At 65.1% G+C, this 25,468-nt stretch carries 21 protein-coding genes and 1 pseudogene; 7 read left to right on the plus strand and 15 right to left on the minus strand.

Annotated elements, in window-relative coordinates; genetic code table 11:
* Positions 1–190: 190 nt before the first annotated feature.
* Both IB229_RS05225 and IB229_RS05230 read left to right on the plus strand, forming a co-directional pair.
* Positions 191–505 carry an MGMT family protein gene (locus IB229_RS05225; protein WP_225579038.1) on the plus strand — a complete coding sequence of 105 codons (315 nt, stop codon included), beginning with the start codon at positions 191–193 and terminating at the stop codon, positions 503–505.
* 54 nt (positions 506–559) lie between these two features.
* The gene (locus IB229_RS05230; protein ID WP_192325646.1) at positions 560–2,305 is read left to right on the plus strand and encodes an AmpG family muropeptide MFS transporter; all 1,746 of its coding nucleotides are present in this window, start codon (positions 560–562) and stop codon (positions 2,303–2,305) included.
* A gap of 21 nt (positions 2,306–2,326) precedes the next feature.
* On the opposite strand, the gene IB229_RS05235 is transcribed toward IB229_RS05230, so the two are convergent.
* Together IB229_RS05235 and IB229_RS05240 are read right to left on the minus strand one after the other, a co-directional pair.
* Positions 2,327–3,166: a mechanosensitive ion channel family protein gene (locus IB229_RS05235; RefSeq protein ID WP_192325648.1), complete on the minus strand. Its 840-nt coding sequence runs from the start codon at positions 3,164–3,166 to the stop codon at positions 2,327–2,329.
* Between the two features lie 122 nt (positions 3,167–3,288).
* Positions 3,289–3,768, minus strand: coding sequence for a YajQ family cyclic di-GMP-binding protein (locus IB229_RS05240; RefSeq protein WP_192325650.1), 480 nt, complete (start codon positions 3,766–3,768; stop codon positions 3,289–3,291).
* A gap of 152 nt (positions 3,769–3,920) precedes the next feature.
* Between IB229_RS05240 and IB229_RS05245 the strand changes: the two are divergent.
* The 4 genes and pseudogenes from IB229_RS05245 to IB229_RS05260 form a co-directional block, all read left to right on the plus strand.
* Positions 3,921–4,895 (plus strand): annotated as a pseudogene (locus IB229_RS05245) (response regulator); the annotation flags it as partial.
* Complete coding sequence (locus IB229_RS05250; protein WP_192325654.1) at positions 4,892–5,803, plus strand: putative 2-dehydropantoate 2-reductase; 912 nt, start codon at positions 4,892–4,894, stop codon at positions 5,801–5,803. The pseudogene IB229_RS05245 and the gene IB229_RS05250, both read left to right, overlap by 4 nt.
* 49 nt (positions 5,804–5,852) lie before the next feature.
* Positions 5,853–7,877, plus strand: coding sequence for an ATP-binding protein (locus IB229_RS05255; RefSeq protein WP_192329264.1), 2,025 nt, complete (start codon positions 5,853–5,855; stop codon positions 7,875–7,877).
* Between the two features lie 2 nt (positions 7,878–7,879).
* Positions 7,880–8,461, plus strand: a complete 582-nt coding sequence (locus tag IB229_RS05260) for a cob(I)yrinic acid a,c-diamide adenosyltransferase (protein ID WP_192325656.1) — start codon at positions 7,880–7,882, stop codon at positions 8,459–8,461.
* A 9-nt stretch (positions 8,462–8,470) separates the two neighbouring features.
* Here IB229_RS05260 and IB229_RS05265 read toward each other — a convergent pair whose 3' ends face one another.
* From IB229_RS05265 to secA, 4 genes are all read right to left on the minus strand, one after another.
* On the minus strand, positions 8,471–9,415 hold the full coding sequence (locus tag IB229_RS05265; RefSeq protein WP_192325658.1) for a Nudix family hydrolase: 945 nt from the start codon (positions 9,413–9,415) through the stop codon (positions 8,471–8,473).
* The gene (locus IB229_RS05270) at positions 9,412–10,050 is read right to left on the minus strand and encodes a glutathione S-transferase family protein (protein WP_192325660.1); all 639 of its coding nucleotides are present in this window, start codon (positions 10,048–10,050) and stop codon (positions 9,412–9,414) included. Before IB229_RS05270 ends, IB229_RS05265 begins: the two co-directional genes overlap by 4 nt.
* 129 nt (positions 10,051–10,179) lie before the next feature.
* Positions 10,180–11,397 carry a bifunctional glutamate N-acetyltransferase/amino-acid acetyltransferase ArgJ gene (gene argJ / locus IB229_RS05275; RefSeq protein ID WP_192325662.1) on the minus strand — a complete coding sequence of 406 codons (1,218 nt, stop codon included), beginning with the start codon at positions 11,395–11,397 and terminating at the stop codon, positions 10,180–10,182.
* A gap of 118 nt (positions 11,398–11,515) precedes the next feature.
* A complete protein-coding gene (gene secA / locus IB229_RS05280) occupies positions 11,516–14,260 on the minus strand; it encodes a preprotein translocase subunit SecA (RefSeq protein WP_192325664.1) in 2,745 nt (914 codons plus the stop codon).
* Between the two features lie 247 nt (positions 14,261–14,507).
* Here secA and IB229_RS05285 point away from each other — a divergent pair, with 247 nt between their 5' ends.
* Positions 14,508–14,963 (plus strand): DUF721 domain-containing protein, encoded by a 456-nt coding sequence (locus tag IB229_RS05285; RefSeq protein WP_192325666.1) that lies wholly within the window; start codon positions 14,508–14,510, stop codon positions 14,961–14,963.
* A gap of 62 nt (positions 14,964–15,025) precedes the next feature.
* On the opposite strand, the gene lpxC is transcribed toward IB229_RS05285, so the two are convergent.
* The 9 genes from lpxC to murD all read right to left on the minus strand — a co-directional run bounded on the left by lpxC (position 15,026) and on the right by murD (position 25,464).
* On the minus strand, positions 15,026–15,937 hold the full coding sequence (gene lpxC, locus IB229_RS05290) for a UDP-3-O-acyl-N-acetylglucosamine deacetylase (protein ID WP_192325668.1): 912 nt from the start codon (positions 15,935–15,937) through the stop codon (positions 15,026–15,028).
* A gap of 106 nt (positions 15,938–16,043) precedes the next feature.
* A complete protein-coding gene (gene ftsZ, locus IB229_RS05295) occupies positions 16,044–17,240 on the minus strand; it encodes a cell division protein FtsZ (RefSeq protein ID WP_192325670.1) in 1,197 nt (398 codons plus the stop codon).
* Positions 17,241–17,294: 54 nt separating this feature from the next.
* Positions 17,295–18,542 (minus strand): cell division protein FtsA, encoded by a 1,248-nt coding sequence (gene ftsA, locus IB229_RS05300; RefSeq protein WP_192325672.1) that lies wholly within the window; start codon positions 18,540–18,542, stop codon positions 17,295–17,297.
* A 22-nt stretch (positions 18,543–18,564) separates the two neighbouring features.
* A complete protein-coding gene (locus IB229_RS05305) occupies positions 18,565–19,422 on the minus strand; it encodes a cell division protein FtsQ/DivIB (protein ID WP_192325674.1) in 858 nt (285 codons plus the stop codon).
* Positions 19,423–19,425: 3 nt separating this feature from the next.
* Complete coding sequence (locus IB229_RS05310) at positions 19,426–20,367, minus strand: D-alanine--D-alanine ligase (RefSeq protein ID WP_192325676.1); 942 nt, start codon at positions 20,365–20,367, stop codon at positions 19,426–19,428.
* Positions 20,364–21,836: a UDP-N-acetylmuramate--L-alanine ligase gene (murC, locus tag IB229_RS05315; protein WP_192325678.1), complete on the minus strand. Its 1,473-nt coding sequence runs from the start codon at positions 21,834–21,836 to the stop codon at positions 20,364–20,366. The genes IB229_RS05310 and murC overlap by 4 nt, the downstream gene beginning before the upstream one ends.
* The gene (gene murG, locus IB229_RS05320; protein ID WP_192325680.1) at positions 21,829–22,899 is read right to left on the minus strand and encodes an undecaprenyldiphospho-muramoylpentapeptide beta-N-acetylglucosaminyltransferase; all 1,071 of its coding nucleotides are present in this window, start codon (positions 22,897–22,899) and stop codon (positions 21,829–21,831) included. Before murG ends, murC begins: the two co-directional genes overlap by 8 nt.
* Positions 22,889–24,121: a putative lipid II flippase FtsW gene (ftsW, locus tag IB229_RS05325; protein ID WP_192325682.1), complete on the minus strand. Its 1,233-nt coding sequence runs from the start codon at positions 24,119–24,121 to the stop codon at positions 22,889–22,891. The genes murG and ftsW overlap by 11 nt, the downstream gene beginning before the upstream one ends.
* Positions 24,121–25,464 carry a UDP-N-acetylmuramoyl-L-alanine--D-glutamate ligase gene (gene murD / locus IB229_RS05330; protein ID WP_192325684.1) on the minus strand — a complete coding sequence of 448 codons (1,344 nt, stop codon included), beginning with the start codon at positions 25,462–25,464 and terminating at the stop codon, positions 24,121–24,123. Before murD ends, ftsW begins: the two co-directional genes overlap by 1 nt.
* Positions 25,465–25,468: the final 4 nt, after the last annotated feature.

Consider the following 25,468-nt stretch of genomic DNA (forward strand, 5'->3'; position numbering starts at 1 on the left):
GCTGCAGCGCCCGCGTGCTGGTCATCCGGGCATCGCCTGGGGCACACTTTCAGCGCGGTGATGGCCTGACCGATCGCCGCATTTATTTCGCACACAGGCCCATTGCCACATGGTCAAGCGCAGCACGCCCTCCTCTTCCGTTCCCGCAAGCAGCGCCTTTGGCCCGGCTATCGCCAGCGCTCCGGCGGACATGCGCCGCGAGGCGCTGTACCTGACGCTGGCGCAGGTGCCGCCAGGGCATGTGGTCAGCTACGGTCAGCTCGGCGAACTGGCGGGCATGCTGCGCGCGGCACGCTGGGTCGGGCGAACGCTCAGCCAGTTGCCGGAAGGCACCAGCCTGCCCTGGCACCGGGTGATCGCCGCCGGTGGTCGCCTGAGCCTGCCGCTCGGCACGCCGGCCGGCGAGGAACAGCGGGCGCGCCTGCGCGCCGAAGGCGTCAGCGTCCACAACAACCGCGTGGATATGCGCCGGCATGGCTGGCATCCCATGCCCCGCAGCGGTTAGAGTGCGCCCTTTGTTGCAGCATCGCTGCCCCGCGCTTCACGGACTCAACGCCTAATGCCCCATCGTACCTGGCGCGCCGCCCTGGCCGCCTACGCCAGCCCGGCCACGCTGGCCCTGCTTCTGCTGGGCTTCGCCGCGGGCCTGCCGTACATGCTGGTGTTCTCCACGCTTTCGGTGTGGCTGCGCGAGGCCGGCGTCTCCCGCGAAACCATAGGTTTCGCCAGCCTGATCGGCCTCGCCTACGCCTTCAAATGGATCTGGTCGCCCCTGCTCGACCAATGGCGCCTGCCTCTGCTCGGCCGCCTCGGCCGTCGTCGCTCCTGGCTGGTGCTGTCGCAGATCCTGGTGGCCCTCGGCCTGGTCGGCATGGCCCTGTGCGACCCGCAGGAACACCTGCGCTGGCTGATGGCCACCGCCGTACTGGTGGCCTTCGCCTCCGCCACCCAGGACATCGCCGTCGACGCCTACCGCCTGGAAATCGCCGACGACAGCCGTCAGGCCGCGCTCGCCGCCAGCTACATGCTCGGTTACCGGGTCTCGGCGCTGCTCGCCACCGCCGGCGCGCTGTACTTCGCCGAATGGTTCGGCTCGACCACCAAGGTCTACGAATACGGCGCCTGGGCCAGCACCTACCTGATTTTCGGCATCCTCATGCTGCCCGGCCTGATCACCAGCCTGTGGATGCGCGAGCCGCACGTCGACGTGCCGGTGCAGAGCAGCACCTCGCGCTTCAAGCTCAAGGACCAGCTGTTCTCGGTGCTGATTCTGCTGGTAATGCTGATTTCCCTGCCGGCGATGATCACCGGCCTGCTCGACCAGGCCTGGCCGCGGGCGACGCTCTATGCGCTGTTCCTCGCCGTCTGCCTGTCGCCCTGGGGCCAGCGGCAGATCGCCCCGGTACGCGACCTGCTCAGCGTGCAGCGCCGGCAGCTGCTGGTCGCCGCCCGCGGCAAGGTCATTCCCAACTTCGACTTCGTCCACCAGGCCGTGTCGATGATCGTCCTGATCGTCATCCTGGTGACCGCGGCGGCAGCGGCGAAAGCCTATGTGTCCGGTGCCTGGCCCCGCGGCACCATGTACGTGCTGATCGCCCTCGCCTGCCTCTCCGCACCCGGTCGCCTGCTGATGGCGCCGGTGGTCACGCCGATCAGCGAGTTCGTCCAGCGCTACCGCTGGCACGCCCTGCTGCTGCTCGGGCTGATCGCCACCTATCGCATGTCGGATACGGTGATGGGCGTGATGGCCAACGTGTTCTACATCGACCAGGGCTTTTCCAAGGAGCAGATCGCCAGCGTCAGCAAGCTGTTCGGCCTGGTCATGACCCTGCTCGGTGCGGGCGCCGGCGGCCTGCTGATCGTGCGCTTCGGCATTCTGCCGATCCTGTTCATCGGCGGCCTGCTGTCGGCGGCGACCAACCTGCTGTTCGTCCTGCTCAGCGACATGGGCGCCAACCTGGACATGCTGATCCTGACCATCTCCTGCGACAACTTCAGCGCTGGCCTGGCCACCTCGGCGTTCGTCGCCTACCTGTCGAGCCTGACCAACCTGAAGTTCTCGGCGACCCAGTACGCCCTGCTCAGCTCGATCATGCTCCTGCTGCCTCGGCTGATCGGCGGCTATTCAGGGGTCATGGTGGAAAGCGTCGGCTACCACCAGTTCTTCCTGATCACCGCGTTGCTGGGCATCCCGACACTGATCCTGATCGCCATCCAGTGGAGCCGCAGGGACGTCGACGCGGTCCAGGCCGAGAGCAAGAGTGAAAGCGTATCAACCGCGGCGAAACCGGATCAGGCCGGCTGATGCCACAACGGACAGTCGGCGTCACTCACCTACGCTGATCATTCGTACAACACGCTGGGGAAAGGGAATGTCGATTCCCGCCTCGCGCAATTGATCACGGATGTTCTCGTTGAGCATGAAAACCACCGCCCAGTAATCCGCGTTGCTGGTCCACATGCGTAGGGATACCGTGATGGAACTGTCCCCCAACGCCGCCACCACCACTTCAGGCGCCGGCTCACGCATTACCCGCGAGTCCTCTGACAGTTTCAGCAGTACTTCCCGGGCGCGTTGCAGGTCCGCATCGTAGTCGACACCGACATCGAATATCACTTTGCGCGTGGCCTGCCGCGAGGTGTTGGTGATGGTGCCGTTGGACAGCGAGCCGTTGGGCACGATCACCGTCTTGTTGTCGCCGGTACGCAGCACGGTGTGGAAGATCTGGATGCTGTCGACCGTGCCGCTCACGCCCTGCGCCTCGATCCAGTCGCCGATGCGAAACGGGCGGAATAGCAGGATCAGCACACCCCCGGCGAAGTTCGCCAGGCTGCCCTGCAGCGCCAGGCCGATGGCCAGGCCGGCCGCACCGATGGCGGCGATGAACGAGGTGGTCTCGATGCCGACCATCGACGCCACGCTGATCACCAGCAGCACCTTGAGCACGATGTTCGCCAGGTTCTCGATGAAGCCCTGCAGGGCCTTGTCGGAATGGCGCATGGCGATCAGACCGCCGATACGCGAGGTCAGCCGGTTGATCAGCCACCAGCCGATCAACAGGGTGATGAAAGCCAGCAACAGCTTGCTGCCGTAAGCGATGACCACTGGAAACCAGGCCTCCGAGGCCTTCATCAGTTGGTCCATGTTGATTTCGGTCAGGTCCATGCCCGCACTCCTCTTCTCGCCAGAAACAACAACGCCATGGCAGGCCATGGCGTCACGATGGTTGCTTCTTCTGCGACGGGAAAAAAACCCGGGGGTTCCTTCTCAAGCGCAGGCGCGGCGATTCAGTCGCGGAAGTTGTTGTACTGCAGCGGCATGCCGAAGTCCTTGCCACGCAAGGCCGCGATGGCCTCCTGCAGGTCGTCGCGCTTCTTCCCGGTGACCCGTACCTGCTCGCCCTGGATGGCAGCCTGGACCTTGAGCTTGGCGTCCTTGATGTGCGCGACGATCTTCTTCGCCAGCTCCTTGTCGATGCCTTCGCGGAAGGTCACTTCCTGCTTGATCACCTTGCCCGACGCATAGGCATCCTTGAGTTCCAGGCACTGCGGATCGATCTTGCGCTTGACCAGGGCCATGCGCAGGATCTCGAGCATCTGCTCGAGCATGTAGTCGGCTTCGGCGGTCAGGGTAATGGTCTTGTCCTTGCTCTCGAAGCTGCATTTGCCACGCAGGTCGAAGCGCCGTTCCAGTTCCTTCACCGCGTTGTCCACGGCGTTGGTGAGTTCGTGTTTATCCAATTCGGACACCACGTCGAACGAAGGCATGGAATTCCTCCAGATAGACGGCGCGATCCATATCACGGACAGAACGCGCCTGGCTTGACGATAAAATTTGCGCGCTCATTATAACCAGTCTGATACATACCGCTCGGCCCACGTAGAATGGACGCCTGCGGCCTACCCGATTTCCTACACGAGCGCCTTACATGCCCAACCCCCATCTCAGCATCCTGGTGGTGGACGACGCCAAGTTCTCCAGCGCCATGATCGGTCGCGCGCTGAGCCAGGCCGGCTACCAGGACGTACGCTTCGCGACCAGCGCAGCCGAAGCCCTGCGCCAGCTCGAACAGCGCCCGGCGAGCGTGCTGCTCGCCGACTGGCTGATGCCGGAGATGGATGGCCTGGAGCTGACCGGGCGCGTGCGCCAGCTGGATGAAACCGCCGAGCACTACACCTACGTCATCCTGCTCACCGGCAAGGAAGGCGACAACGTGCTGGTCGAGGCCTTCGACCGTGGCGTCGACGACTTCATCAGCAAGGCCTCGATGAACGAGCAACTGGTGCCGCGCGTCTACGCCGCCGACCGCCTGTGCAACACCCTGCAGCGCCTGCTGCAGGAAAACCGCATGCTCATCCAGAACATCGCCAGCCTCGAGCAGCGCAACCTGGTCGACCCGCTCACCGGCCTGGGCAACCCGCGCTACATGCTGCAGAAGCTCAGCGACAGCCTGCGCCAGGTCGAGTCGCGCGGCGGCGCGGTGTGCTACCTGCTGATCGGCCTGCAGGAGGCCGGTGCGCTGCGCCAGCAGTACGGCAACAGCTTCTATAACGAACTGCTACACGGCGTCGCAAGGCGTCTGCAGCAGCTGGTCCGCCCGCTGGACGTGCTGGCGCGCATCGACGACAACCACTTCGCCTTGCTGACCATGCTCGAAGACCTGCAGGAATGCTCGCCGAGCAGCTTCAAGCGCCTGCACGAAGGGCTCAATCTCAAGGCCTTCAAGACCAGCGAGGGCTTCATCACCCTCAAGGCCGGGATCAGCCTGGTCGGCCTGAATGCCAAGTCGCTGCCGGTCGAACCGCAAGTGCTGCTGCAACAGGCCGCCAAGCTGCTGCCTGACTCGTACGCCAGTGGCCGGGTCAGCGCGGTACGCCTGCCACTGCCACAGTGACCTGGCACGTTCTCGGCGCCGGCAGTCTCGGCAGCCTCTGGGCCGTCCGCCTGTTCCGTGCCGGCTTGCCAGTACAGCTGATTCTGCGTGACGCGCAGCGCCTGGCCGCCTACTGCCAGGCCGGCGCTCTGACCCTGGTGGAGAACCAGCAGGAACGCCATTACCCGATACCTGCCCAAACCGCCGCCGAGCCGCAGCCAATCCAGCGCCTGCTGCTTGCCTGCAAGGCCTACGACGCCGAGCAGGCCATCGCCAGCGTGGCCACGCGCCTGATTCCTGGCGCACAAGTCGTCCTCTTGCAAAACGGCCTGGGTAGCCAGCAAGCCGCCAGCGCCCTTGCACCGCAGGCACAGGGCATCTTCGCCTCCAGCACCGAAGGCGCGTTCCGCGACGGGGACTTTCGCGTGGTATTCGCCGGCCAGGGTTTCACCTGGCTCGGTATTGAGGGCGACAGCAGCGCACCGCAATGGCTGGGCGAACTCGAACAGGCCGGCATCGCCCATGCCTGGAGCGAGCAGATCCTCGGCAAGCTATGGCGAAAGCTGGCGCTGAACTGCGCGATCAACCCGCTCACCGTACTGCACGACTGTCGCAATGGTGACCTGCGCGCCTGGCCGGAAGAGGTCAACGACCTGTGCGACGAGCTGGTCATGCTGCTGCAAGGTTGCAACCAGGCATCGGCAGCCGAGGGGTTGCACGACGATGTCTGGCGGGTGATCGGTGCCACGGCGGCCAACTACTCGTCGATGTATCAGGATGTCGCCCGCCACCAGCGTACGGAAATCGACTACCTGCTCGGCTACGCCTGTCGCAGCGCCGCCACTCTGCAACTGACCACACCACGTCTGCTGGCGCTGTACGAGCGCCTGCGCAGCCATCTCACCGAGCGCGGATTGCCCGTCACCTGAGCCCGCGCTACCCTGCCCGTTCCCTGTCCCCGCGGAAACTGTGCCCTTGTTGACCCGTCTGCGTCAGCGCCTCGACAACCTGCCGGTCGGCCGCAAACTGCTCGCGGCCCTGCTCGCCCTGCTCGCCACCGTACTGCTGGTGGCCAACCTGGCATTCATCAGCGCCGCCTACTGGATCTCCCAGGACAGCGTCGCGCCCCAGGCCCTGCACACCCTCGGCCGGTTGATCGCCACGCCGGCCCTGAGCGCCAGCGTGCTCAATTCCCCCGACGCCGCCGAGGACCTGCTGCAACGCCTGGACAGCTACGCACCGCTGCGCGCCGCCGCGTTGTACGACACCCGCGGCGTGCGCATCGCCGACCTGCAGATGGGCACCTCGCTGCAACTGCCGCTGCACGTCGACGTGCTGGAGACCTGGCGCATGGGTGAGTTCCGCGCCACCCAGGTGATCGAACTGCCACAGGCTGGCAAGCCACCCGGCCATCTGCTGCTGGTGGCCTCCAGCGAGCTGCCAGGCGCCTTCTACACCGGCACCCTGACCGCCAGCGGCGTGATCCTGGTAATCAGCGTGCTGCTCTGGACCCTGATTGCCCGGCAGATCCGCCGCCTGATCACCCGGCCGATCCGCCACCTGGAGGAACTCTCGCGCCAGGTCACCCGCGAGGAGAACTACGCCCTGCGTGCTGCCCGTGGCAACCAGGACGAGATCGGCAGCCTGGCTGATGCCTTCAACACCATGCTCAGCCGCATCGAGGCCCGCGAGCACCAGCTCAAACGTGCCCGCGACGACGCCCAGGATGCCTTCGACCAGGCCCGCAGCCTGGCCGAGGAAACCCGCCACTCCAACCGCAAGCTGGAACTGGAAGTGCAGGTGCGCAGCAAGATCGAGAAGAAGCTCACCGGCTTCCAGAACTACCTCAACAGCATCATCGACTCCATGCCCTCGGCGCTGATCGCCCTCGACGAGCAGCTCTACGTCACCCAGTGGAACCAGGAGGCCAGCGCGCTCTCCGGCACACGCCTGGACGAAGCGCTGAACCAGCCGGTGTTCCTCGCCTTCCCGCCGCTCAAGCCGTTCCTGCCGCAGCTCAAGCGCACCGCCGAACAGCACAAGGTGGAGAAGGTCGAGCGCGTCACCTGGATCAAGGAAGAGGAACCGCACCACTACGCCCTGACCTTCTACCCGCTGATGGGCGGCAGCGGCCGTGGCGTGGTGATCCGCATCGACGACATCACCCAACGCCTGTCGCTGGAGGACATGATGGTGCAGTCGGAGAAGATGCTCTCGGTCGGCGGCCTGGCCGCCGGCATGGCCCACGAGATCAACAACCCGCTCGGCGCCATCCTGCACAACGTGCAGAACATCCGCCGGCGCCTGTCGCCCGACCTGGCGAAGAACCAGACCCAGGCCGTGGCCGTCGGCATCGCCCTGGACGATGTCACCGCCTACCTCGACGCGCGAGAAATCCCCCAGTTGCTCGACGGCATCCAGCAGGCCGGCTCACGGGCGGCGAAGATCGTCAGCCACATGCTCAGCTTCAGCCGCCGCAGCCACCGGCAGATGGCGCCGTGCCAGCTGCCCGCGCTGATCGATCAGGCCCTGGAGATCGCCGGCAACGACTTCGACCTGGCCGACAGCTTCGACTTCAAGACCCTGACCATCGTCCGCGATTTCGACGCCAACCTGGGCCCGGTAACAGCCACCGCCAACGAAATGGAACAGGTACTGCTCAACCTGCTGAAGAACGCCGCCCAGGCCATCCACCTGCGCGACGATGACCGCGAGCCCGGACGCATCACCCTGCGCACAAGGCTCAGCCCGCCCTGGGCGATCATCCAAGTCGAGGACAATGGCATCGGCATGCCGGACAACGTGCGCAAGCGCATCTTCGAGCCGTTCTTCACCACCAAGGAAGTCGGCCAGGGCACCGGCCTCGGCCTGTCCGTGTCGTACTTCATCGTCACCAACAACCACAAGGGGCAGATGGAAGTGCACTCCCAGCTCGGCCAGGGCACCTGCTTCACCCTGCGCCTGCCCCTGACCACCGCCCCGACCGACACCGCGAGCCACTGACCATGGGCTACCGCCTGAGCAAGATCTACACGAAAACCGGCGACACCGGCGAAACCGGCCTGGCCGATGGCCGCCGGGTGGCCAAGGACCATCCGCGGGTGGAAGCAATGGGGGAACTGGACCTGCTCAACAGCCAGCTCGGCCTGCTGCTCGCCGACCTTGCCGAGCACGAGGGCATGTGGCCGGGGCTGACCGAAATCATCGAAGTGCTCACACCCTGCCAGCACCGCCTGTTCGACCTCGGTGGCGAACTGGCCATGCCGGACTACCAGGCGCTGCAGGACGATGAAGTCGAACGCCTGGAGCAGGCCATCGATCGCTGGAACGAGGAACTCGGCCCGCTGCAGAATTTCATCCTTCCCGGCGGCTCACGACTGATCGCCCAGGCCCACGTCTGCCGCGCCCTGGCCCGCAACGCCGAGCGCCGCTGCCAGACGCTCAACGCCAGCGAGCCGCTGCGTGCGGTGGGCATGGCCTACATCAATCGCCTGTCGGACCTGCTGTTCGTCGCCGGCCGGCTGATCGCCCGCCGCCAGCACATCAACGAAGTGCTGTGGCAGGCAGCCGCAAAGCCTGAAGCCTGACCGCTCCGATCAGACGCCCGGCCAGAACGCGCGAATCGCCGCGACGCCCTGGGCGCGGCTCTGCCAGGCACGTGACAGATCATCCGCGCCGAGCCCGCCAAGCAGATAAGCCGGCTTGTTGAAGCCGCGTAACAGTTCACTGGCGACGTCCCAGCCCAACGGCGCCGCGTCGGGATGGGTCTGAGTCGCCTGCACGGGCGACAAGGTGATGAAATCGACGCCGATCTGCGTCGCCAACTGCAATTCTTCCGCGCTGTGGCAGGACGCCGCCAGCCAACGCTCGGCCGGGAACGGGCGGCCCTTGGCCGCATACTTGCGCAGCTGCTCGCCGGTCAGGTGCCAGCCCGCGGCGGGGAAATCGCCCAGCCACTCCAGTGGCCCCTTGAGCATCAGCTGCGCCTTGCCGGCGCACAGGCCCTGGATATCCACCGCCAGGTCGCGGTACTGCGCATCGAACATGTTCGGTGCGCGCAGCTGGATCAGGCGGATGCCGCTGGCGATGGCCGCCCGCACCCCGGCCAGCAACTCGCCGGGCTCCAGCTCTTCCGGAGTGATCAGGTAACGGTCGGGCAGGCGCGCCGCCGCGACGATCGGCTGGTTGGCGGCGGGAAACGCGTAGTTATCCAACTCGCGCGGGGCCACCCAGGCCAGCGGCTGGCCTTCGGCACCATGAGGCTCGCCGGAGAATGCCGAAACCTCCCAGACATCCAGCAGCACCTGCTTGTCCGGGTAGTCGTGCTGCACCTGGATCAGCGGCCGGGCGGCGCTGACGCGAATGCCCAGCTCTTCCTCCAGCTCGCGGGCCAGGGCCGCCTGCACGGCTTCACCCTCTTCCACCTTGCCACCGGGAAACTCCCACAGGCCGCCCTGGTGCTGATCATCGGCGCGCTTGGCGATCAGCACCTGATCATCGGCACCACGGATGACCGCAGCGGCCACGTGCACTCGCTTCATGCATTGCTCTCCGTTTCCTGCAGGCCGGCGCGGTACCACCGCTGGAAGGCCGGCCACTCGTAAATGGTGTTCACATAAGCTGCGGCAGCGGCTGGCAGTGTCACCTGATAGCTGCGCAACCGCGCGGCCACCGGGGCGAAGAAAGCGTCGGCGATGCTGACCTGACCGAACAGGTAAGGGCCGTCCTGGCCGAAGCGCTGGCGACAGTCCTGCCACAGCTCGCAGATCCGCTCGATGTCCGCCTGGGCGTCTGCGGGAATCTGCGGCAGCGCCTGGTCACGTTGCAGGTCCATCGGCAGGTTGCTGCGCAGGGCGACGAAGCCGCTGTGCATCTCCGCACAGGCCGAGCGCGCCAATGCGCGTGCGGCCGGGTTCTGCGGCCACAGGTGGGCCTCGGGAAAGCGCTCGGCGAGGTACTCGGCAATCGCCAGGGAGTCCCAGATCGCCCCGTCCTCGGACTGCAGCACCGGCACCTTGCCTGTCGGCGAATGCTGCAGCAGCTGACGACGGCTGTCCGGGCCATACAGCGACACCAGTTTCTCGGTGTACGGCGCGCCACTCAGCTCGAGCGCCAGCCAGCCACGCAGGGACCAGGACGAGAAGTTCTTGTTGCCGATGATCAGGGTCAGGGACATGCGCATTCTCCAGGCAGATGAGGCTCCATACGGATGCACTCGACCTTAAAAGCTGCCCCTTCCGATAGCAAATTCCCGCTGTTCATGGGCCCATGAACAGCGGGAATGTCGAGCGTGGTTACGCCTGGATCAGGTGCGGTATTCGGCGTTGATCTTCACGTACTCGTGGGACAGGTCGGTGGTCCAGATCGTCTCGCTGCAGGTGCCGCGGCCCAGCTCGATGCGGATGCCGATTTCCTCGCGCGCCATCACCTCGGCGCCCTGCGCTTCGGTGTAGCTGGCCGCGCGGCAACCCTGGCTGGCGATGCACACGTCACCGAGGAACACGTCGATCTTGCCGACATCCAGCTGCGGCACACCGGCATAGCCAACGGCGGCGAGGATGCGTCCCCAGTTCGGATCGGAGGCGAACAGCGCGGTCTTGATCAGCGGCGAGTGGGCCACGGCGTAACCGACATCCAGGCACTCCTGGTGCGTACCACCACCATTGACCTGCACGGTGACGAACTTGGTCGCGCCTTCGCCGTCACGGACGATGGCCTGGGCCACATCCATGAACACCTCGAACACCGCCTGCTTGAGCTTGGCGAACAGCTCGCCGCTGGCATCGGTGATTTCCGGCAGCCTGGCCTGGCCAGTGGCGATCAGCATGCAGCAGTCGTTGGTCGACGTGTCGCCGTCGATGGTGATGCGGTTGAACGACTTGTTCGCCGCGTCGCGCACCAGGTCCTGCAGCACGCTGCGAGCGACCCTGGCGTCGGTGGCGATGTAGCCGAGCATGGTCGCCATGTTCGGCCGGATCATCCCGGCGCCCTTGCTGATGCCGGTCACGGTGACGGTCACGCCATCGTGCTGGAACTGACGGCTGGCGCCCTTGGGCAGGGTGTCGGTGGTCATGATGCCGGTGGCGGCTTCGGCCCAGTGGTTCTCCGCCAGGTCGTCGAGCGCGGCCTGCAGGGCGGCTTCGATCTTCTCGACCGGCAGCGGCTCGCCGATCACGCCGGTGGAGAACGGCAGCACCGCATCCGCGGGCACGCCAGTCAGGGCAGCCAGGGCGGCGCAGGTGCGCCGAGCGTTGGCTAGGCCATCGGCGCCAGTGCCGGCGTTGGCGTTGCCGGTGTTGGTCAGCAGATAGCGCACATCACCCTGCACACGTTCGCGGGTGACCAGCACCGGCGCCGCGCAGAAAGCATTGGTGGTGGTGACGGCGGCCACGCGCGAGCCCTCGGCGCAGCGCATCACCACGACATCCTTGCGCCCCGGGCGCTTGATGCCGGCGGAGGCAATACCGAGTTCGAAACCGGGAACCGGGTGCAGGACAGGCAAGGGACCAAGACCAACAGCCATGGATGCGCTCCTTCGTAAGCAGTCTGTTCAAACGCCGGCTGGGCCGGCAGGCAGTGGCAAAACGCCGCGAGCGGCTGAGCCGGTCGCGGCGTTGATTACATCGCAGGCGTGCCGCCGATCAGTTGATCTGACCGTGGCAGTGCTTGTATTTCTTCCCGGAACCGCACGGGCAAGGCTCGTTGCGGCCAGTCTTGGGCTCGTTGCGCACCGGCGTGGCAGCCACGACCGGCACCTCGCCCGCGACATCCGCCTCTTCGTTCTCTTCCAGCGCCAGGGCCGAGGCGTCGGCATGCTGGAACTGCATGCGCTCGGCCATGGCTTCGGCCTCGCGACGCAGGCGCGCCTCTTCCTCGATCGGGTCTTCGCGACGAATCTGCACGTGCGAGAGCACACGGATGGTGTCGCGGCGGATCGAGTCGAGCAGCTCCTGGAACAGGGTGAAGGACTCGCGCTTGTATTCCTGCTTCGGGTTCTTCTGCGCGTAGCCACGCAGGTGGATGCCGTGACGCAGGTGATCCATGGTCGCCAGGTGGTCTTTCCACAGGTCGTCGAGCACACGCAGCAGCATCTGCTTCTCGAAGGTACGCAAGGCCTCGGCGCTGGCCTGCTCTTCCTTCTCGTTGTAGGCGGCGAGGATTTCTTCGAGGATGCGGGCGCGCAGCGGCTCTTCATACAGCTGGGCGTCGTCGTCGAGCCACTGCTGGACCGGCAGTTTCAGGCCGAAATCGCTGTACAACGCCTGCTCCAGACCGAAGATATCCCACTGCTCGGGCAGCGACTGCGGCGGGATGTGCTGGCTGATGGTGTTGCTCAGCACTTCCTCGCGGAACTCGGCGATGGTCTCGCCGATGTTGTCAGCCGCCAGCAAGCTGTTGCGCATGTGGTAGATCACCTTGCGCTGCTCGTTGGCCACGTCGTCGTATTCGAGCAGCTGCTTACGCATGTCGAAGTTGCGGCCTTCGACCTTGCGCTGGGCCTTCTCGATGGCGTTGGTCACCATGCTGTGCTCGATGGCCTCGCCGGACTGCATGCCCAGGGCCTTCATGAAATTCTTCACGCGGTCGGAGGCGAAGATGCGCATCAGGCTGTCTTCGAGCGACAGGTAGAAGCGGCTGGAGCCCGGATCACCCTGGCGACCGGCACGGCCACGCAGCTGGTTGTCGATACGCCGCGATTCGTGGCGCTCGGACGCGACCACGTGCAGGCCACCAGCCTGGATCACCTGCTGGTGACGCTTCTGCCAGTCGGCCTTGATCTGTGCGACCAGTTCGTCGGTGGCATTTTCCAGGGCCGCCACTTCAACTTCCCAGTTACCGCCCAACAGGATGTCGGTACCGCGACCGGCCATGTTGGTGGCGATGGTCACCGCGCTCGGGCGACCGGCCTGGGCGATGATCTCGGCTTCCTTCTCGTGGTACTTGGCGTTCAGTACCTTGTGCTCGATACCGGCTTGCTCCAACAGCTTGGAGACATACTCGGAGCTGTCGATCGTGGCGGTACCGACCAGGATCGGCCGGCCCTGGGCCTGGCATTCTTTGATGTCGGCGATGATCGCCACGTACTTCTCTTCCTGGGTCAGGTAGACCAGGTCGTTGAAGTCCTTGCGCGCCAGCGGCTTGTTGGTCGGGATCACCACCACGTCCAGACCGTAGATCTGACGGAACTCGAAGGCCTCGGTGTCGGCGGTGCCGGTCATGCCGGCGAGTTTCTTGTACAGGCGGAAGTAGTTCTGGAAGGTGGTCGAGGCCAGGGTCTGGCTCTCGGCCTGGATCGGCAGGTTTTCCTTGGCCTCGATGGCCTGGTGCAGGCCCTCGGAGAGACGACGACCCGGCATGGTCCGACCGGTGTGTTCGTCGATCAGCAAGACCTGATCGTTCTGCACGATGTATTCGACGTTGCGGTGGAACAGCTTGTGCGCGCGCAGGCCGGCGTAGACGTGGGTCAGCAGGCCCAGGTTGTGCGCCGAGTACAGGCTCTCGCCTTCGGCCAGCAGGCCACCGGCGGTGAGCAGCTCCTCGATGTACTGGTGGCCAGCTTCGTTGAGTTCGACCTGACGGGTCTTCTCGTCGATCTTGTAGTGACCTTCCTGGGTAACGACGCCTTCTTCTTCCTCGATGTGCTGGGTGAGGCGCGGGATCAGCTTGTTCACTTCGATGTACAGCTTGGAGCTGTCTTCGGCCTGACCGGAGATGATCAGCGGGGTGCGCGCCTCGTCGATGAGGATCGAGTCCACTTCGTCGATCACGGCGAAGTTCAGCTCGCGCTGGAACTTCTCTTCCAGGGCGAAGGCCATGTTGTCGCGCAGGTAATCGAAGCCGAATTCGTTGTTGGTGCCGTAGGTGATGTCAGCGGCGTAGGCGGCGCGCTTCTCTTCCGGCGGCATGAACGGGGTGACGATGCCGACGCTGAGGCCGAGGAATTCGTACAGCGGACGCATCCAGTTGGCGTCGCGGCGAGCCAGGTAGTCGTTCACAGTGATCACGTGCACGCCTTTGCCTTCGAGGGCATTGAGGTACACCGCCAGGGTGCCGACCAGGGTCTTGCCCTCACCGGTACGCATCTCGGCGATCTTGCCTTCGTGCAGGGTCATGCCACCGATGAGCTGGACGTCGAAGTGACGCATGCCCATCACGCGCTTGCCTGCTTCACGGGCCACCGCGAAGGCTTCTGGAAGAATCTGGTCGAGGGTTTCACCCTTAGCCAAGCGCGCCTTGAACTCTTCGGTCTTGGCCCGCAATTGCTCGTCGGAGAGCGCAAGCACCTGCTCTTCGAGGGCATTGATCGCCGCTACCGCCTTGACCATGCGTTTGACTTCACGCTCGTTCTTGCTTCCAAAGAGTTTCTTCAACAGCGGCGCAAACATATCGGCAGATTCTTCCACTAATTGGGATGGAGGATGGTGCAGAACACCAGCCATGCAGCCAGCTCGGCCGCGTGCAAAGGGGGCATTCTACTCGGAAACGTTGGCGATGAAAGCGCAGCGTGCCATCACCATTGACGCATGGGCCACAAGCCGCACGGATGCGATCCATTGCTATATGGGGATGATCTCCGGCAGCTGCAACCCCCGTTTGCTAACATGCCGGATCATCGCCAACGACGACTGCACCATGACGTTCCGCCCCCTTCCCGCCAAAGCCCCCATTGCCCTGCTGCGCGACGCCAAGCCGCTGCAAGCCATGCTCGACCAGGCGATGCGTCTGGGACGGCTGCAGGCGTTGGTGGACGAGCAACTGGAAGCGACCGCCCGCGAGCATTGCCGAGTCGCCAGTTGGCGTGAAGGCTGCCTCCTGCTGCTGACCAGCAACGGGCACTGGGCCACGCGCCTGCATTACCAGCAGCGCCGCCTGCTGCGTCAGCTACAAGCACTGCCGGAGTTCGTTGGCCTGCTGAAGATCCAGATCAAGGTCCGTCCGCCCAGCACGCAGACCCATCACGTCGCCCGCACCGCCGAACTCTCCAGCGCCGCGGCCGAAAGCCTGCACAGCGCAGCCGAAGGGATCAGCGACCCGAAACTGCGCGCCGCCCTCGAACGACTGGCCAGCAAGGCCAAGCCGCGCGAATAGGGCCCGCAAAAGAAAAGGCCACCCGAGGGTGGCCTGAATGAAACAAGAAGAGAGGGTAGTGCTTAGCCAGCAGCAACCGGACGCATGTAGGAGATCGGTGCGGTGCTGGCGTCGTCGAAGATCACCACTTCCCAGGCATCCTTCTGCTCGATCAACGTGCGCAGGAGCTGGTTGTTCAGGGCGTGCCCCGACTTGAAACCACGGAACTCGCCAATCAGGCTGTTGCCCAGCAGGTAGAGATCGCCGATGGCATCGAGAATCTTGTGTTTGACGAATTCGTCTTCGTAACGCAGGCCGTCTTCGTTCAACACGCGGAACTCGTCGACCACGATGGCATTTTCCACGCTGCCGCCGAGTGCCAGGTTCTGCGAACGCAGGTACTCAATGTCGCGCATGAACCCGAAGGTACGTGCGCGGCTGACTTCCTTGACGAACGAGGTGCTGGAGAAGTCGACGCTCGCGGTCTGGGTACGGCCGCGGAATACCGGGTGGTCGAAGTCGATTTCGAAGCTCACCTTGAAGCCGTCGAACGGCAGGAAGGTGGCGCGCTTGTCGCCCTCTTCCACCGTGACTTCACGCAGGACGCGGATGAATTTCTTCGGGGCGTCCTGCTCTTCCAGACCAGCAGATTGAATCAGGAATACGAACGGGCCAGCGCTGCCATCCATGATCGGCACTTCGGATGCCGAGAGCTCGACGTAGGCGTTATCGATGCCCAGGCCAGCCATGGCCGAAAGCAGGTGCTCCACGGTATCCACCTTGACATCACCATTGACCAGCGTGGTCGACATGGTGGTCTCACCGACATTTTCCGCGCGGGCGGGGATTTCCACGACAGGGTCGAGGTCGGTGCGACGGAACACGATACCGCTGTCCACAGGTGCCGGCTTCAGGGTCAGGTAAACCTTTTCCCCCGAATGCAGGCCAACGCCGGTGGCACGGATGATGTTCTTCAGGGTGCGTTGTCTGATCATGGCTTTGGCTGCGCTATTTGCGAATTGTTGTCAACAATGGCCGGCGATGATAGCAGAACCGACCTTTGCTGAACACCAATCACCCAAATACTCCTGATAAATTCCATCAATCAGCCTGGCGACGCAGGAAGGCCGGGATATCCAGATAATCCAGGTCGTCCTGAGTGTTCAACTTGGCCGCAGCGGCAGCGCCGGCGTGGCTTTGACGCTGAACGGTGGGGCGTTCGTAGTCTTTGTAGTTGACGGTCGGTTGCTCGCTGGCACGCGGCGCAGCGCTGACCAGAGCGGCCGGCACGGCGGTAGCGACCGGCACGGTGTTGTCGATGACCTTGACCGGTTTCTCGATGCGCGCGCCCAGGCCGGTGGCCACGACTGTCACGTGCAACTCATCACGCATGTCCGGATCGATCACGGCACCAACCTTGACGGTGGCGTGCTCCGAAGCGAAGGCTTCGATGATCTCGCCCACGGCGGCGTACTCGCCCAGGGACAGGTCCAGACCGGCGGTGATGTTGACCAGGATGCCGCGTGCGCCCTGCAGGTTGACGTCTTCCAGCAGCGGGTTGCGGATGGCCGCTTCGGTGGCTTCGCGAGCACGGTTCGGACCGCTGGCGCAGCCAGTGCCCATCATCGCCATGCCCATTTCGCCCATCACGGTCTTCACGTCGGCAAAGTCGACGTTCATCAGGCCCGGACGCTGCATGATGTCGGAGATGCCGCGTACGGCACCGGCCAGTACGTCGTCAGCCTTGGCGAAGGCGGACAGGAGGCTGGCGTCCTTGCCGAGGATGGTCAGCAGTTTTTCGTTGGGGATGGTGATCAGCGAGTCGACGCACTCGGCCAGCGAGCGGATGCCTTCGTCGGCAACCTGCATGCGCTTACGGCCTTCGAACGGGAACGGACGGGTAACCACGGCAACGGTCAGAATGCCCATTTCCTTCGCTACTTCGGCGATGATCGGTGCAGCACCGGTACCGGTACCGCCGCCCATGCCAGTGGTGATGAACACCATGTCGGCGCCGTGCAGGACTTCAGCGATGCGCTCGCGGTCTTCCAGAGCGGCCTGACGACCGATTTCCGGGTTGGTGCCGGCACCCAGGCCCTTGGTGACGCCTGGGCCGAGTTGCAGAACGGTGCGCGCGCCGACATTTTTCAGGGCTTGCGCATCAGTGTTGGCGCAGATGAACTCAACGCCTTCGATATTGTTTTTGACCATGTGGTTAACGGCGTTACCACCACCGCCACCAACACCGATCACTTTGATAACTGCGCTTTGCGGAACGTTATCTACGAGTTCGAACATTTCCCCTCTCCTTATTTCTAGTTGTATCGCCTACTGCTTACCGCGGGTTTGCCATCAGAAATTGCCCTGGACCCAGCGTTTAAGCCGTTCCAGTACAGGTGCCTTGGGTTCATCGCTATAGAAGTTGCTGCCAGACATGGAGATGCCATCGGCCTGCTTCTGCAGCCCGTACATGAGCAGGCCCACGCCTGTTGAATAGATAGGATTACGCACGACGTCGGCCAGTCCCTTGACGCTGTGAGGTACGCCCAAACGCACCGGCATGTGAAAGATCTCTTCGGCCAGTTCGACAGCACCTTCCATCTTGGAAGTTCCGCCGGTGAGCACGATCCCGGCAGGGATCATGTCTTCGTAGCCACTGCGCCGCAGTTCCGCCTGAATCAAGGTGAAGAGCTCGTCGTAACGAGGCTCGACAACTTCGGCAAGAGCCTGACGGGACAGTTCCCGCGGTGGCCGGTCTCCCACGCTCGGAACCTTGATGGTTTCGCCCGCACCGGCCAATTTGGCTAGGGCGCAAGCATAACGAATCTTGATCTCCTCGGCATACTGGGTCGGGGTGCGTAATGCCATGGCGATATCATTGGTAACCTGGTCGCCAGCGATCGGAATCACCGCAGTGTGACGTATCGCACCTTCGGTGAAGATGGCGATATCGGTAGTCCCGCCACCGATGTCGACCATGCACACACCCAGCTCCTTCTCGTCCTCGGTCAGTACCGAGTACGCGGACGCCAGTTGTTCGAGAATGATGTCGTCGACTTCCAGGCCGCAGCGGCGCACGCACTTCTCGATGTTCTGCGCGGCGTTAGTGGCGCAGGTGACCACGTGCACCTTGGCTTCCAGACGCACGCCGGACATGCCCAGCGGCTCGCGCACGCCTTCTTGGTTATCGATCACGTAATCCTGCGGCAGCGTGTGCAGCACGCGCTGGTCCGCCGGGATGGCCACGGCCTGGGCGGCGTCGAGCACGCGCTCGAGGTCGGCGTTGCTGACTTCACGGTCGCGGATGGCGACGATGCCGTGGCTGTTCAGGCTGCGAATGTGGTTGCCGGCCAGACCGACGAAGGCCGAATGGATGCGGCAGCCGGCCATCAGCTGGGCTTCCTCGATGGCGCGCTGGATCGACTGCACGGTCGACTCGATGTTCACCACCACGCCCTTCTTCAGGCCGCGCGACGGATGGGTACCGATGCCGACGATTTCCAGCTGGCCGTCGGCCGTTACCTCACCCACCAGCGCCACCACCTTGGAGGTGCCGATGTCCAGGCCAACGATCATCTTGCCGCTCTGCACGCTTGCCATGATCCTTACCTTTCTCCTCGATTCATTGCACGGCGGCGGTTGCTACCGCCGTAGGCGCGACCGGTGTGCGCCATGCCACGGCCAGGCCGTTGGCGTAACGCAGGTCGATGCGCGCGATGTTCGCGATCTGCTCTTTGAGCACCTTGTCGTGAATGGTGCTCAGGCGACGTATTTTTTCCACCAGGTGATCCCGGCCCAGCAGCAGCTCGACGCCCTGCCCGGTGCTGAGGAACCAGCTGCCATGCTCGCGCAGCTCCAGGCGGGCGATGGAGAAGCCCAGCGGACGCAGCATCTGGCTGAGTACCTGGTACTGCTGCATCACCTGCTGCTGGGCGCGCTTGGGCCCGGACAGCAGCGGCAGGTTCTCGTAGTGGGCCAACTCGCGCGGCGCGAACGCCTCGCCCTGGTTGTTCAGCAGCGCCTCGTTGCCCCAACGGGCCACCGGCAGTTGTTCTTCCAGGCGGATCGACACCTGGTCCGGCCAGACGCGGCGGACCTCGGCATGGGCGATCCACGGCATTTGTTCCAGTTCGCCACGCATCGCCGCCAGGTCGACGGTGAAGAAGCTCGCCGAAACGTAAGGCGCGATGCGCTCCTGCACCACCTGCTGGCTGATGTAGCTCAGCTCACCCTGCACGCTGACCCGTGCAATCGGGCGGTCGGCATACGGCAGCAGGCGCTGGGCCGCCTCGTAGGTACCGAAGCCCAGCACCACCAGCAGCAGCGGCCAGGTCAGGCGCTTGAGCACGCTGAAGTCGGGCTTCGGCAGGCGCGAGGCCAGCGGCTCCTTGGCGACCATCCGGCTCGCGCCACGCGCAGCTATCGGCTTGCGCTGGGGAGCGCGGCCGATAGGTTGCGGATGACGCAGCGTGGCGACCATGACTTAACCCCTCGCCTCGACGCTGTCGGCGAGAATCGCCAGAACCAGCTGTTGGAAATCCAGGCCGGCGGCACGCGCCGCCATCGGCACCAGGCTGTGATCGGTCATGCCCGGTACAGTGTTCACTTCGAGCAGCCAGAACTTGCCGTCGGCATCCTGCATCACGTCGGCACGGGCCCAGCCCTGGGTGCCGACGGCTTCGCAGGCACGCGCGGTGAGGTCCTTCAGCTCCGCTTCCTTCTCGGCCGAGAGGCCGCAAGGGATGCGGTACTGGGTGTCATTGGCCAGGTACTTGGCATCGTAGTCGTAGAAGCTGTGTGGCGTGCCAAGGGCAATCGGTGGCAGCACCTGACCACGTAGCATGGCGATGGTGAACTCAGGCCCGGCGATCATCTGCTCGACCAGCACCTGCGAGTCGTAGCGACTGGCATCTTTCCAGGCCGCAATCAGTGCATCGACATCGCTGACCTTGGCCATGCCAATGCTCGACCCCTCATGGGCCGGCTTGACGAACAGCGGGAAGCCCAGCTCGGCAGCCGCCGTGCGGCAGTCCTCTTCGCTGGCCAGGGCGGCGTGGGCCGGCGTCGGCAGCCCCAGGCTCAGCCACACGCGCTTGGTGCGCAGCTTGTCCATGGCCAGGGCCGAGGCGAGGATGCCGCTGCCGGTGTAGGGGATGCCGGCGCATTCGAGCAGGCCCTGCATGGAGCCGTCTTCGCCGCCACGACCATGCAGGACGATGAACGCGCGGTCGATCTTCTCGCGGGTCAGGCGCTGCAGCAGATCGTCGCCGACATCGATGCCGAAGGCGTCCACACCGGCCGCCTGCAGTGCTTCGAGCACCGCCGCACCGGATTTCAGCGAGACCGCACGCTCGGCGCTCTTGCCACCGAACAGCACGGCGACGCGACCGAAGGCCTTGGGATCGAGGGTGGAATGCAGGCTCATTTCGACTCACCTTGGAGCGGGTCATCCTGGCGCACGGCGCCTTGGAACAACGGGTGCTTGATCAGTTGCGGGGCCACGCCGCCGATATCGCCGGCACCCTGGCACAGCAGGATGTCGCCGGCGCGCAGCAGCGGTTTGATGATCGGGGCCAGGTCAGCGCCACGCTCGACGTAGATCGGGTCGAGCTGACCGCGCTGGCGGATGCTGTGGCACAGCTGGCGGCTGTCGGCACCGGGGATCGGCTCTTCGCCGGCCGGATAGACTTCCATCAGCAGCAGCACGTTGGCATCGCCGAGCACCTGGACGAAGTCGTCGTACAGGTCGCGGGTACGGCTGTAGCGATGCGGTTGATAGAGAATCACCAGGCGCCGCTCGGCCCAGCCCCCGCGCACAGCCTTGATCACCGCCGCGACTTCGCGCGGGTGGTGGCCGTAGTCGTCGACCAGCATCACGCTGCCGCCGTCGACCGGCAGTTCGCCGTACACCTGGAAGCGCCGACCGACGCCCTGGAAGCCCGACAGGCCCTGGACGATGGCGGCATCGTCGATGCCTTCGTCGGTGGCGATGGCGATGGTCGCCAGGGAGTTGAGCACGTTGTGGTTGCCCGGCATGTTCACCGACACATCCAGCGGTTCGCGGTCACGGCGCAGCACGGTGAAGTGGGTCTGCATGCCTTGCTGGCGCACGTTGATCGCCCGTACGTCGGCGTTTTCGGCGAAACCGTAGGTCACGGTCGGACGGCCGACCTGCGGCAGCAGCTCGCGTACCACCGGGTCATCCACGCAGAGCACGGCCAGGCCGTAGAACGGCAGGTTGTGCAGGAACTCGATGAAGGTCTTCTTCAGGACGTTGAAGTCGCCGCCATAGGTGCTCATGTGGTCGGCGTCGATGTTGGTGACCACCGAGACCATCGGCTGCAGATGCAGGAAGCTGGCGTCGCTCTCGTCCGCCTCGGCGATCAGGTAGCGACTGCTGCCGAGCTGGGCATTGGTACCCGCGGCGTTCAGACGTCCACCGATGACGAAGGTCGGGTCCAGGCCGCCGGCGGCGAACACCGACGCCAGCAGGCTGGTGGTGGTGGTCTTGCCGTGCGTGCCGGCCACGGCGATGCCGTGACGGTAGCGCATCAGCTCGGCCAGCATCTCGGCGCGCGGCACCACCGGGATGCGGCGCTCCAGCGCGGTGGCGACTTCCGGGTTGGAGGTGTTGACGGCACTGGAGACCACCAGCACATCGGCCTGCTCGGCGTTCTCGGCACGGTGACCGATGAACACCTGCGCACCGAAGCTGACCAGGCGCTCGGTCACGGCCGAGGTCTTCAGGTCCGAACCGGAGACTTCATAACCCAGGTTGAGCAGCACCTCGGCGATGCCGCACATGCCAGCACCACCGATACCGACGAAATGGATACGGCGGATGCGGCGCATGCGGCGCACTTCGGCCTTCACGGCAGCAGGCGACTTAGCCATTGGCCACCTCCAGGCAGATTTCCACCACCGTGCGCGTAGCATCGGGCTTGGCCAGGCTGCGCGCGGTGCGGCCCATGGCAATCAGTCGGTCAGGGTGCATCAGTACCTCGGTCAGCTGAGCGGCAAGCGCGTCCGCGTCAGTCGTATGTTGCGGCAAAAGGACGGCGGCGCCCTCCTTGGCCAGATAATCGGCATTGCGGCTCTGGTGGTCGTCGATCGCGTGCGGCAACGGCACCAGGAAGGACGGCAGACCGGCGGCGGCCAGCTCGCTGATGGTCAACGCACCGGCGCGGCAGACCACCAGGTCGGCCCAGGCGTAGGCATGGGCCATGTCCTTGATGAACGGCGCGACCTCGGCTTCGACCGCGGCTTCGCGATAACGCTCCGCGGTCACCGCCTGATGCAGCTTGCCGGCCTGATGGAACACCTGTGGGCGCAGCTCGGCCGGCACTTTCGCCAGCGCGGCGGGCAGCAGTTTGTTCAAGGGCTCGGCGCCCAGGCTGCCGCCCAGCACCAGCAGTTTCGGCTTGCGCTTCTCCAGAGGGAGGCGCGGGGTTTCCAGGAACAGCTCCTCGCGTACCGGGTTGCCGGTGGTGCGGCGCTTGCTGCTGTTGCCGAAGGTATTCGGGAAGGCCTCGCAGACGCGGCTGGCGAACGGCACCAGGCTGCGGTTGGCGGTGCCGGCCACGGCGTTCTGCTCATGGATGATCAGCGGTACACCGGCCAGCTTGGCCGCCAGGCCGCCCGGGCCGGTGACGTAGCCGCCCATGCCCAGCACACACACCGGCTGCAGCTGGCGGATCACCCGGCGCGCCTGGAACAGTGCGCGCAGCAGCTGGAACGGCGCCTTGAGCAGGGACAGCTTGCCCTTGCCGCGCAGGCCGCTGACGTTGATCAGGTGCAGCGGCAGGTCGGCCGCCGGCACCAGTTCGTTCTCGATGCCACGCGGCGTGCCCAGCCAGTGCACGGCGAAGCCACGCGCCTTGAACTCACGCGCGCAGGCCAGAGCGGGGAACACGTGGCCGCCGGTGCCGCCGGCCATGATCAGGACATTACCGCGCATGACCGATGCCCTCCGCGCTGCCCCGAGGCTCTTCGATGAAGTCCGCTTCGCTGAACTCGACGTCGGCGCTACCCAGCTGGGTGCGACGCTCCCACTCGATGCGCAGCAGCAGGGCCAGGCTCACGCAGCAGATCACCAGCGAGCTGCCGCCGTAACTGAGGAACGGCAGGGTCAGGCCCTTGGTCGGCAGCAGGCCGACGTTCACGCCGATGTTGATCAGCACCTGGCCGATCCACAGGAAGGCCAGGCCATAGGCCACATAGGCGGCGAAGAACTGCTTGGCCTTCTCGGCCCACAGGCCGATGTACAGCGCGCGCACGCTGACGAAGACGAACAGGCCGAGGGTGACCAGTGCGCCGACCATGCCCAGCTCTTCGGCGAGCACGGCGAAGACGAAGTCGGTGTGCGCCTCGGGCAGATAGAACTGCTTCTGGATGCTGTTGCCCAGGCCGACGCCAAACCACTCGCCACGCCCGAAGGCGATCAGCGCCTGGCTCAGCTGGTAACCGGCACCGTACTGGTCGGCCCAGGGGTCGACGAAGTTGGTCAGACGCTCCAGGCGATACGCCTGACTGGTCATCACCAGCACGCCAGCGGCGAGGACCACACCGGCCAGCGGGATGAAGCGCCACAGGTTGACGCCGCCGAGGAACAGCATGGCGATCGAGGCACCGACCAGCACCACGGTGGCACCGAAGTCCGGCTCGGCCAGCAGCAGCATGGCGATCGGCCCGAGGACCAGCAGCGGCTTGAGGAAACCAGTGAGCTTCTCGCGCACCTCGGCCTGACGGCGCACCAGGTAGCCAGCGATGAACATCACGGTGAACAGCTTGGCCAGTTCGGACGGTTGCACGTTGAACATGCCGAAACCGATCCAGCGCTTGGCCCCGTTGACCTCGCGGCCGATACCCGGCAGCAGTACCAGAATCAGCAGGACGAAGGCCAGCAACAACAGGGTGCCGCCGAAGCGCTGCCACAGCGACATCGGGATCAGCATGGTCAACACACCGGCACCCAGGCCGATGGCGAGGTAAATCAGGTGGCGAATCATGTGGTACAGCGGGTTGCCGGACAGGGCCGCGGCCACTTCCGAGGACGCCGAGGTGATCATCACCAGGCCCAGGCCGAGCAGCGCCAGGCAGCCGGCGAGCAGCGGGAAGTCCAGGTCGATACCGCGACGGGTCCGCAGGGGCGATGGGGCGGCGAGCAGCTGCGCAAGCATCAGTTCAAGCCCTCCACTGCCTGGGCGAACAGGCGCCCGCGTTCTTCGAAATTCTTGAACATGTCCAGGCTGGCGCAGGCCGGCGACAGCAGCACGGCATCGCCGGCCTGGGCAAGCTCGGCACTACGCTGCACGGCTTCCTCGAGGGTCTGCACGCGGAACTGCGGCACGTCGCCCAGAGCGGCGCCGAGCAGCTCGGCATCACGCCCGATCAACACCACGGCGCGGCAGAACTTGCCGACCGGTGCACGCAGGGCCGAGAAGTCGGCACCCTTGCCGTCGCCACCGGCGATCAGCACCAGCTTGCCGCCGATATCCGCACCCAGGCCTTCGATGGCCGCCAGGGCCGCGCCGACGTTGGTGGCCTTGGAGTCGTCGTAGTAGTTCACGCCGCGCAGCTCACGCACCCACTGGCAACGGTGAGCCAGGCCGGTGAAGGCGGTCAGCGCCTCGAGCATCGGCGCGAACGGCAGGCCGACCGCATGACCGAGGGCCAGGGCCGCCAGGGCGTTACTCTGGTTGTGCGCACCGCGCACCTTGAGAGCAGAGGTCGGCAGCAGGGTGTCAAACTGGAAGGCCAGGTGCTTCTCGCCCCCCTCCTCCAGCAGGCCGAAGCCCTTGAAGTCCGGCTTGTTCAGGCCGAAGGTCCAGCACGGCACCTGGTCGGCGATCAGTGGGCGCGATAGCGCGTCCTGACGATTCACCACGACCTGACGGGCGCCGCGGAACACGCGGTGCTTGGCCAGGTGGTAGTGCTGCATGCCGTCGTAGCGGTCCATGTGGTCTTCGCTGACGTTGAGGCAGGTGGCCACGGCCGCATCCACGCGTTCGGTGGTTTCCAGCTGGAAGCTCGACAGCTCGATCACGTACAGCTCGACGTCGTCGGCCAGCAGATCCAGCGCCGGCGTTCCGAGGTTGCCGCCGACAGCGACCTTCTTGCCGGCCGCCCGCGCCATGTCGCCAACCAGGGTGGTCACGGTGCTCTTGGCGTTGGAGCCGGTGATCGCCACGATCGGCGCCTTGGCGTGCTGGACGAACAGGTCGATGTCACCGGACATCTTCACCCCACGCGCCGCCGCGGCACGCAGCGCCGGAGTGGCCAGCGCCAGGCCGGGGCTGACGTACAGCTCGCTGGCGCGGCAGAGGAACTCGACATCCAGCTCGCCGCAACGCACGTCCACCTGCGGGTAGTCGCGCTGCAGGGTCGCCAGCTCCGGCGGGTTCGCGCGCGTATCGGCCACGGCAAAGCGCACGCCCTGCTGCGCGAGGAAGCGCACCAGGGACATGCCGCTCTTGCCGAGGCCGACAACGATGCGGAACTGGTCGGAAGCGATCAGCGACACTCTC

This window comes from Pseudomonas sp. PDM14, assembly GCF_014851905.1.
Taxonomy (GTDB): domain Bacteria; phylum Pseudomonadota; class Gammaproteobacteria; order Pseudomonadales; family Pseudomonadaceae; genus Aquipseudomonas.

What these genes read in the sequence shown, in the direction of transcription:
- IB229_RS05225 (WP_225579038.1), top strand. Translation starts at nt 191, where the DNA reads ATGCGCCGCGAGGCGCTGTACCTGACGCTGGCGCAGGTGCCGCCAGGG.
- IB229_RS05230 (WP_192325646.1), top strand. Translation starts at nt 560, where the DNA reads ATGCCCCATCGTACCTGGCGCGCCGCCCTGGCCGCCTACGCCAGCCCG.
- IB229_RS05235 (WP_192325648.1), bottom strand. Translation starts at nt 3,166, where the DNA reads ATGGACCTGACCGAAATCAACATGGACCAACTGATGAAGGCCTCGGAG.
- IB229_RS05240 (WP_192325650.1), bottom strand. Translation starts at nt 3,768, where the DNA reads ATGCCTTCGTTCGACGTGGTGTCCGAATTGGATAAACACGAACTCACC.
- IB229_RS05260 (WP_192325656.1), top strand. Translation starts at nt 7,880, where the DNA reads ATGGGCTACCGCCTGAGCAAGATCTACACGAAAACCGGCGACACCGGC.
- IB229_RS05265 (WP_192325658.1), bottom strand. Translation starts at nt 9,415, where the DNA reads ATGAAGCGAGTGCACGTGGCCGCTGCGGTCATCCGTGGTGCCGATGAT.
- IB229_RS05270 (WP_192325660.1), bottom strand. Translation starts at nt 10,050, where the DNA reads ATGTCCCTGACCCTGATCATCGGCAACAAGAACTTCTCGTCCTGGTCC.
- argJ (WP_192325662.1), bottom strand. Translation starts at nt 11,397, where the DNA reads ATGGCTGTTGGTCTTGGTCCCTTGCCTGTCCTGCACCCGGTTCCCGGT.
- secA (WP_192325664.1), bottom strand. Translation starts at nt 14,260, where the DNA reads ATGTTTGCGCCGCTGTTGAAGAAACTCTTTGGAAGCAAGAACGAGCGT.
- IB229_RS05285 (WP_192325666.1), top strand. Translation starts at nt 14,508, where the DNA reads ATGACGTTCCGCCCCCTTCCCGCCAAAGCCCCCATTGCCCTGCTGCGC.
- lpxC (WP_192325668.1), bottom strand. Translation starts at nt 15,937, where the DNA reads ATGATCAGACAACGCACCCTGAAGAACATCATCCGTGCCACCGGCGTT.
- ftsZ (WP_192325670.1), bottom strand. Translation starts at nt 17,240, where the DNA reads ATGTTCGAACTCGTAGATAACGTTCCGCAAAGCGCAGTTATCAAAGTG.
- ftsA (WP_192325672.1), bottom strand. Translation starts at nt 18,542, where the DNA reads ATGGCAAGCGTGCAGAGCGGCAAGATGATCGTTGGCCTGGACATCGGC.
- IB229_RS05305 (WP_192325674.1), bottom strand. Translation starts at nt 19,422, where the DNA reads ATGGTCGCCACGCTGCGTCATCCGCAACCTATCGGCCGCGCTCCCCAG.
- IB229_RS05310 (WP_192325676.1), bottom strand. Translation starts at nt 20,367, where the DNA reads ATGAGCCTGCATTCCACCCTCGATCCCAAGGCCTTCGGTCGCGTCGCC.
- murC (WP_192325678.1), bottom strand. Translation starts at nt 21,836, where the DNA reads ATGGCTAAGTCGCCTGCTGCCGTGAAGGCCGAAGTGCGCCGCATGCGC.
- murG (WP_192325680.1), bottom strand. Translation starts at nt 22,899, where the DNA reads ATGCGCGGTAATGTCCTGATCATGGCCGGCGGCACCGGCGGCCACGTG.
- ftsW (WP_192325682.1), bottom strand. Translation starts at nt 24,121, where the DNA reads ATGCTTGCGCAGCTGCTCGCCGCCCCATCGCCCCTGCGGACCCGTCGC.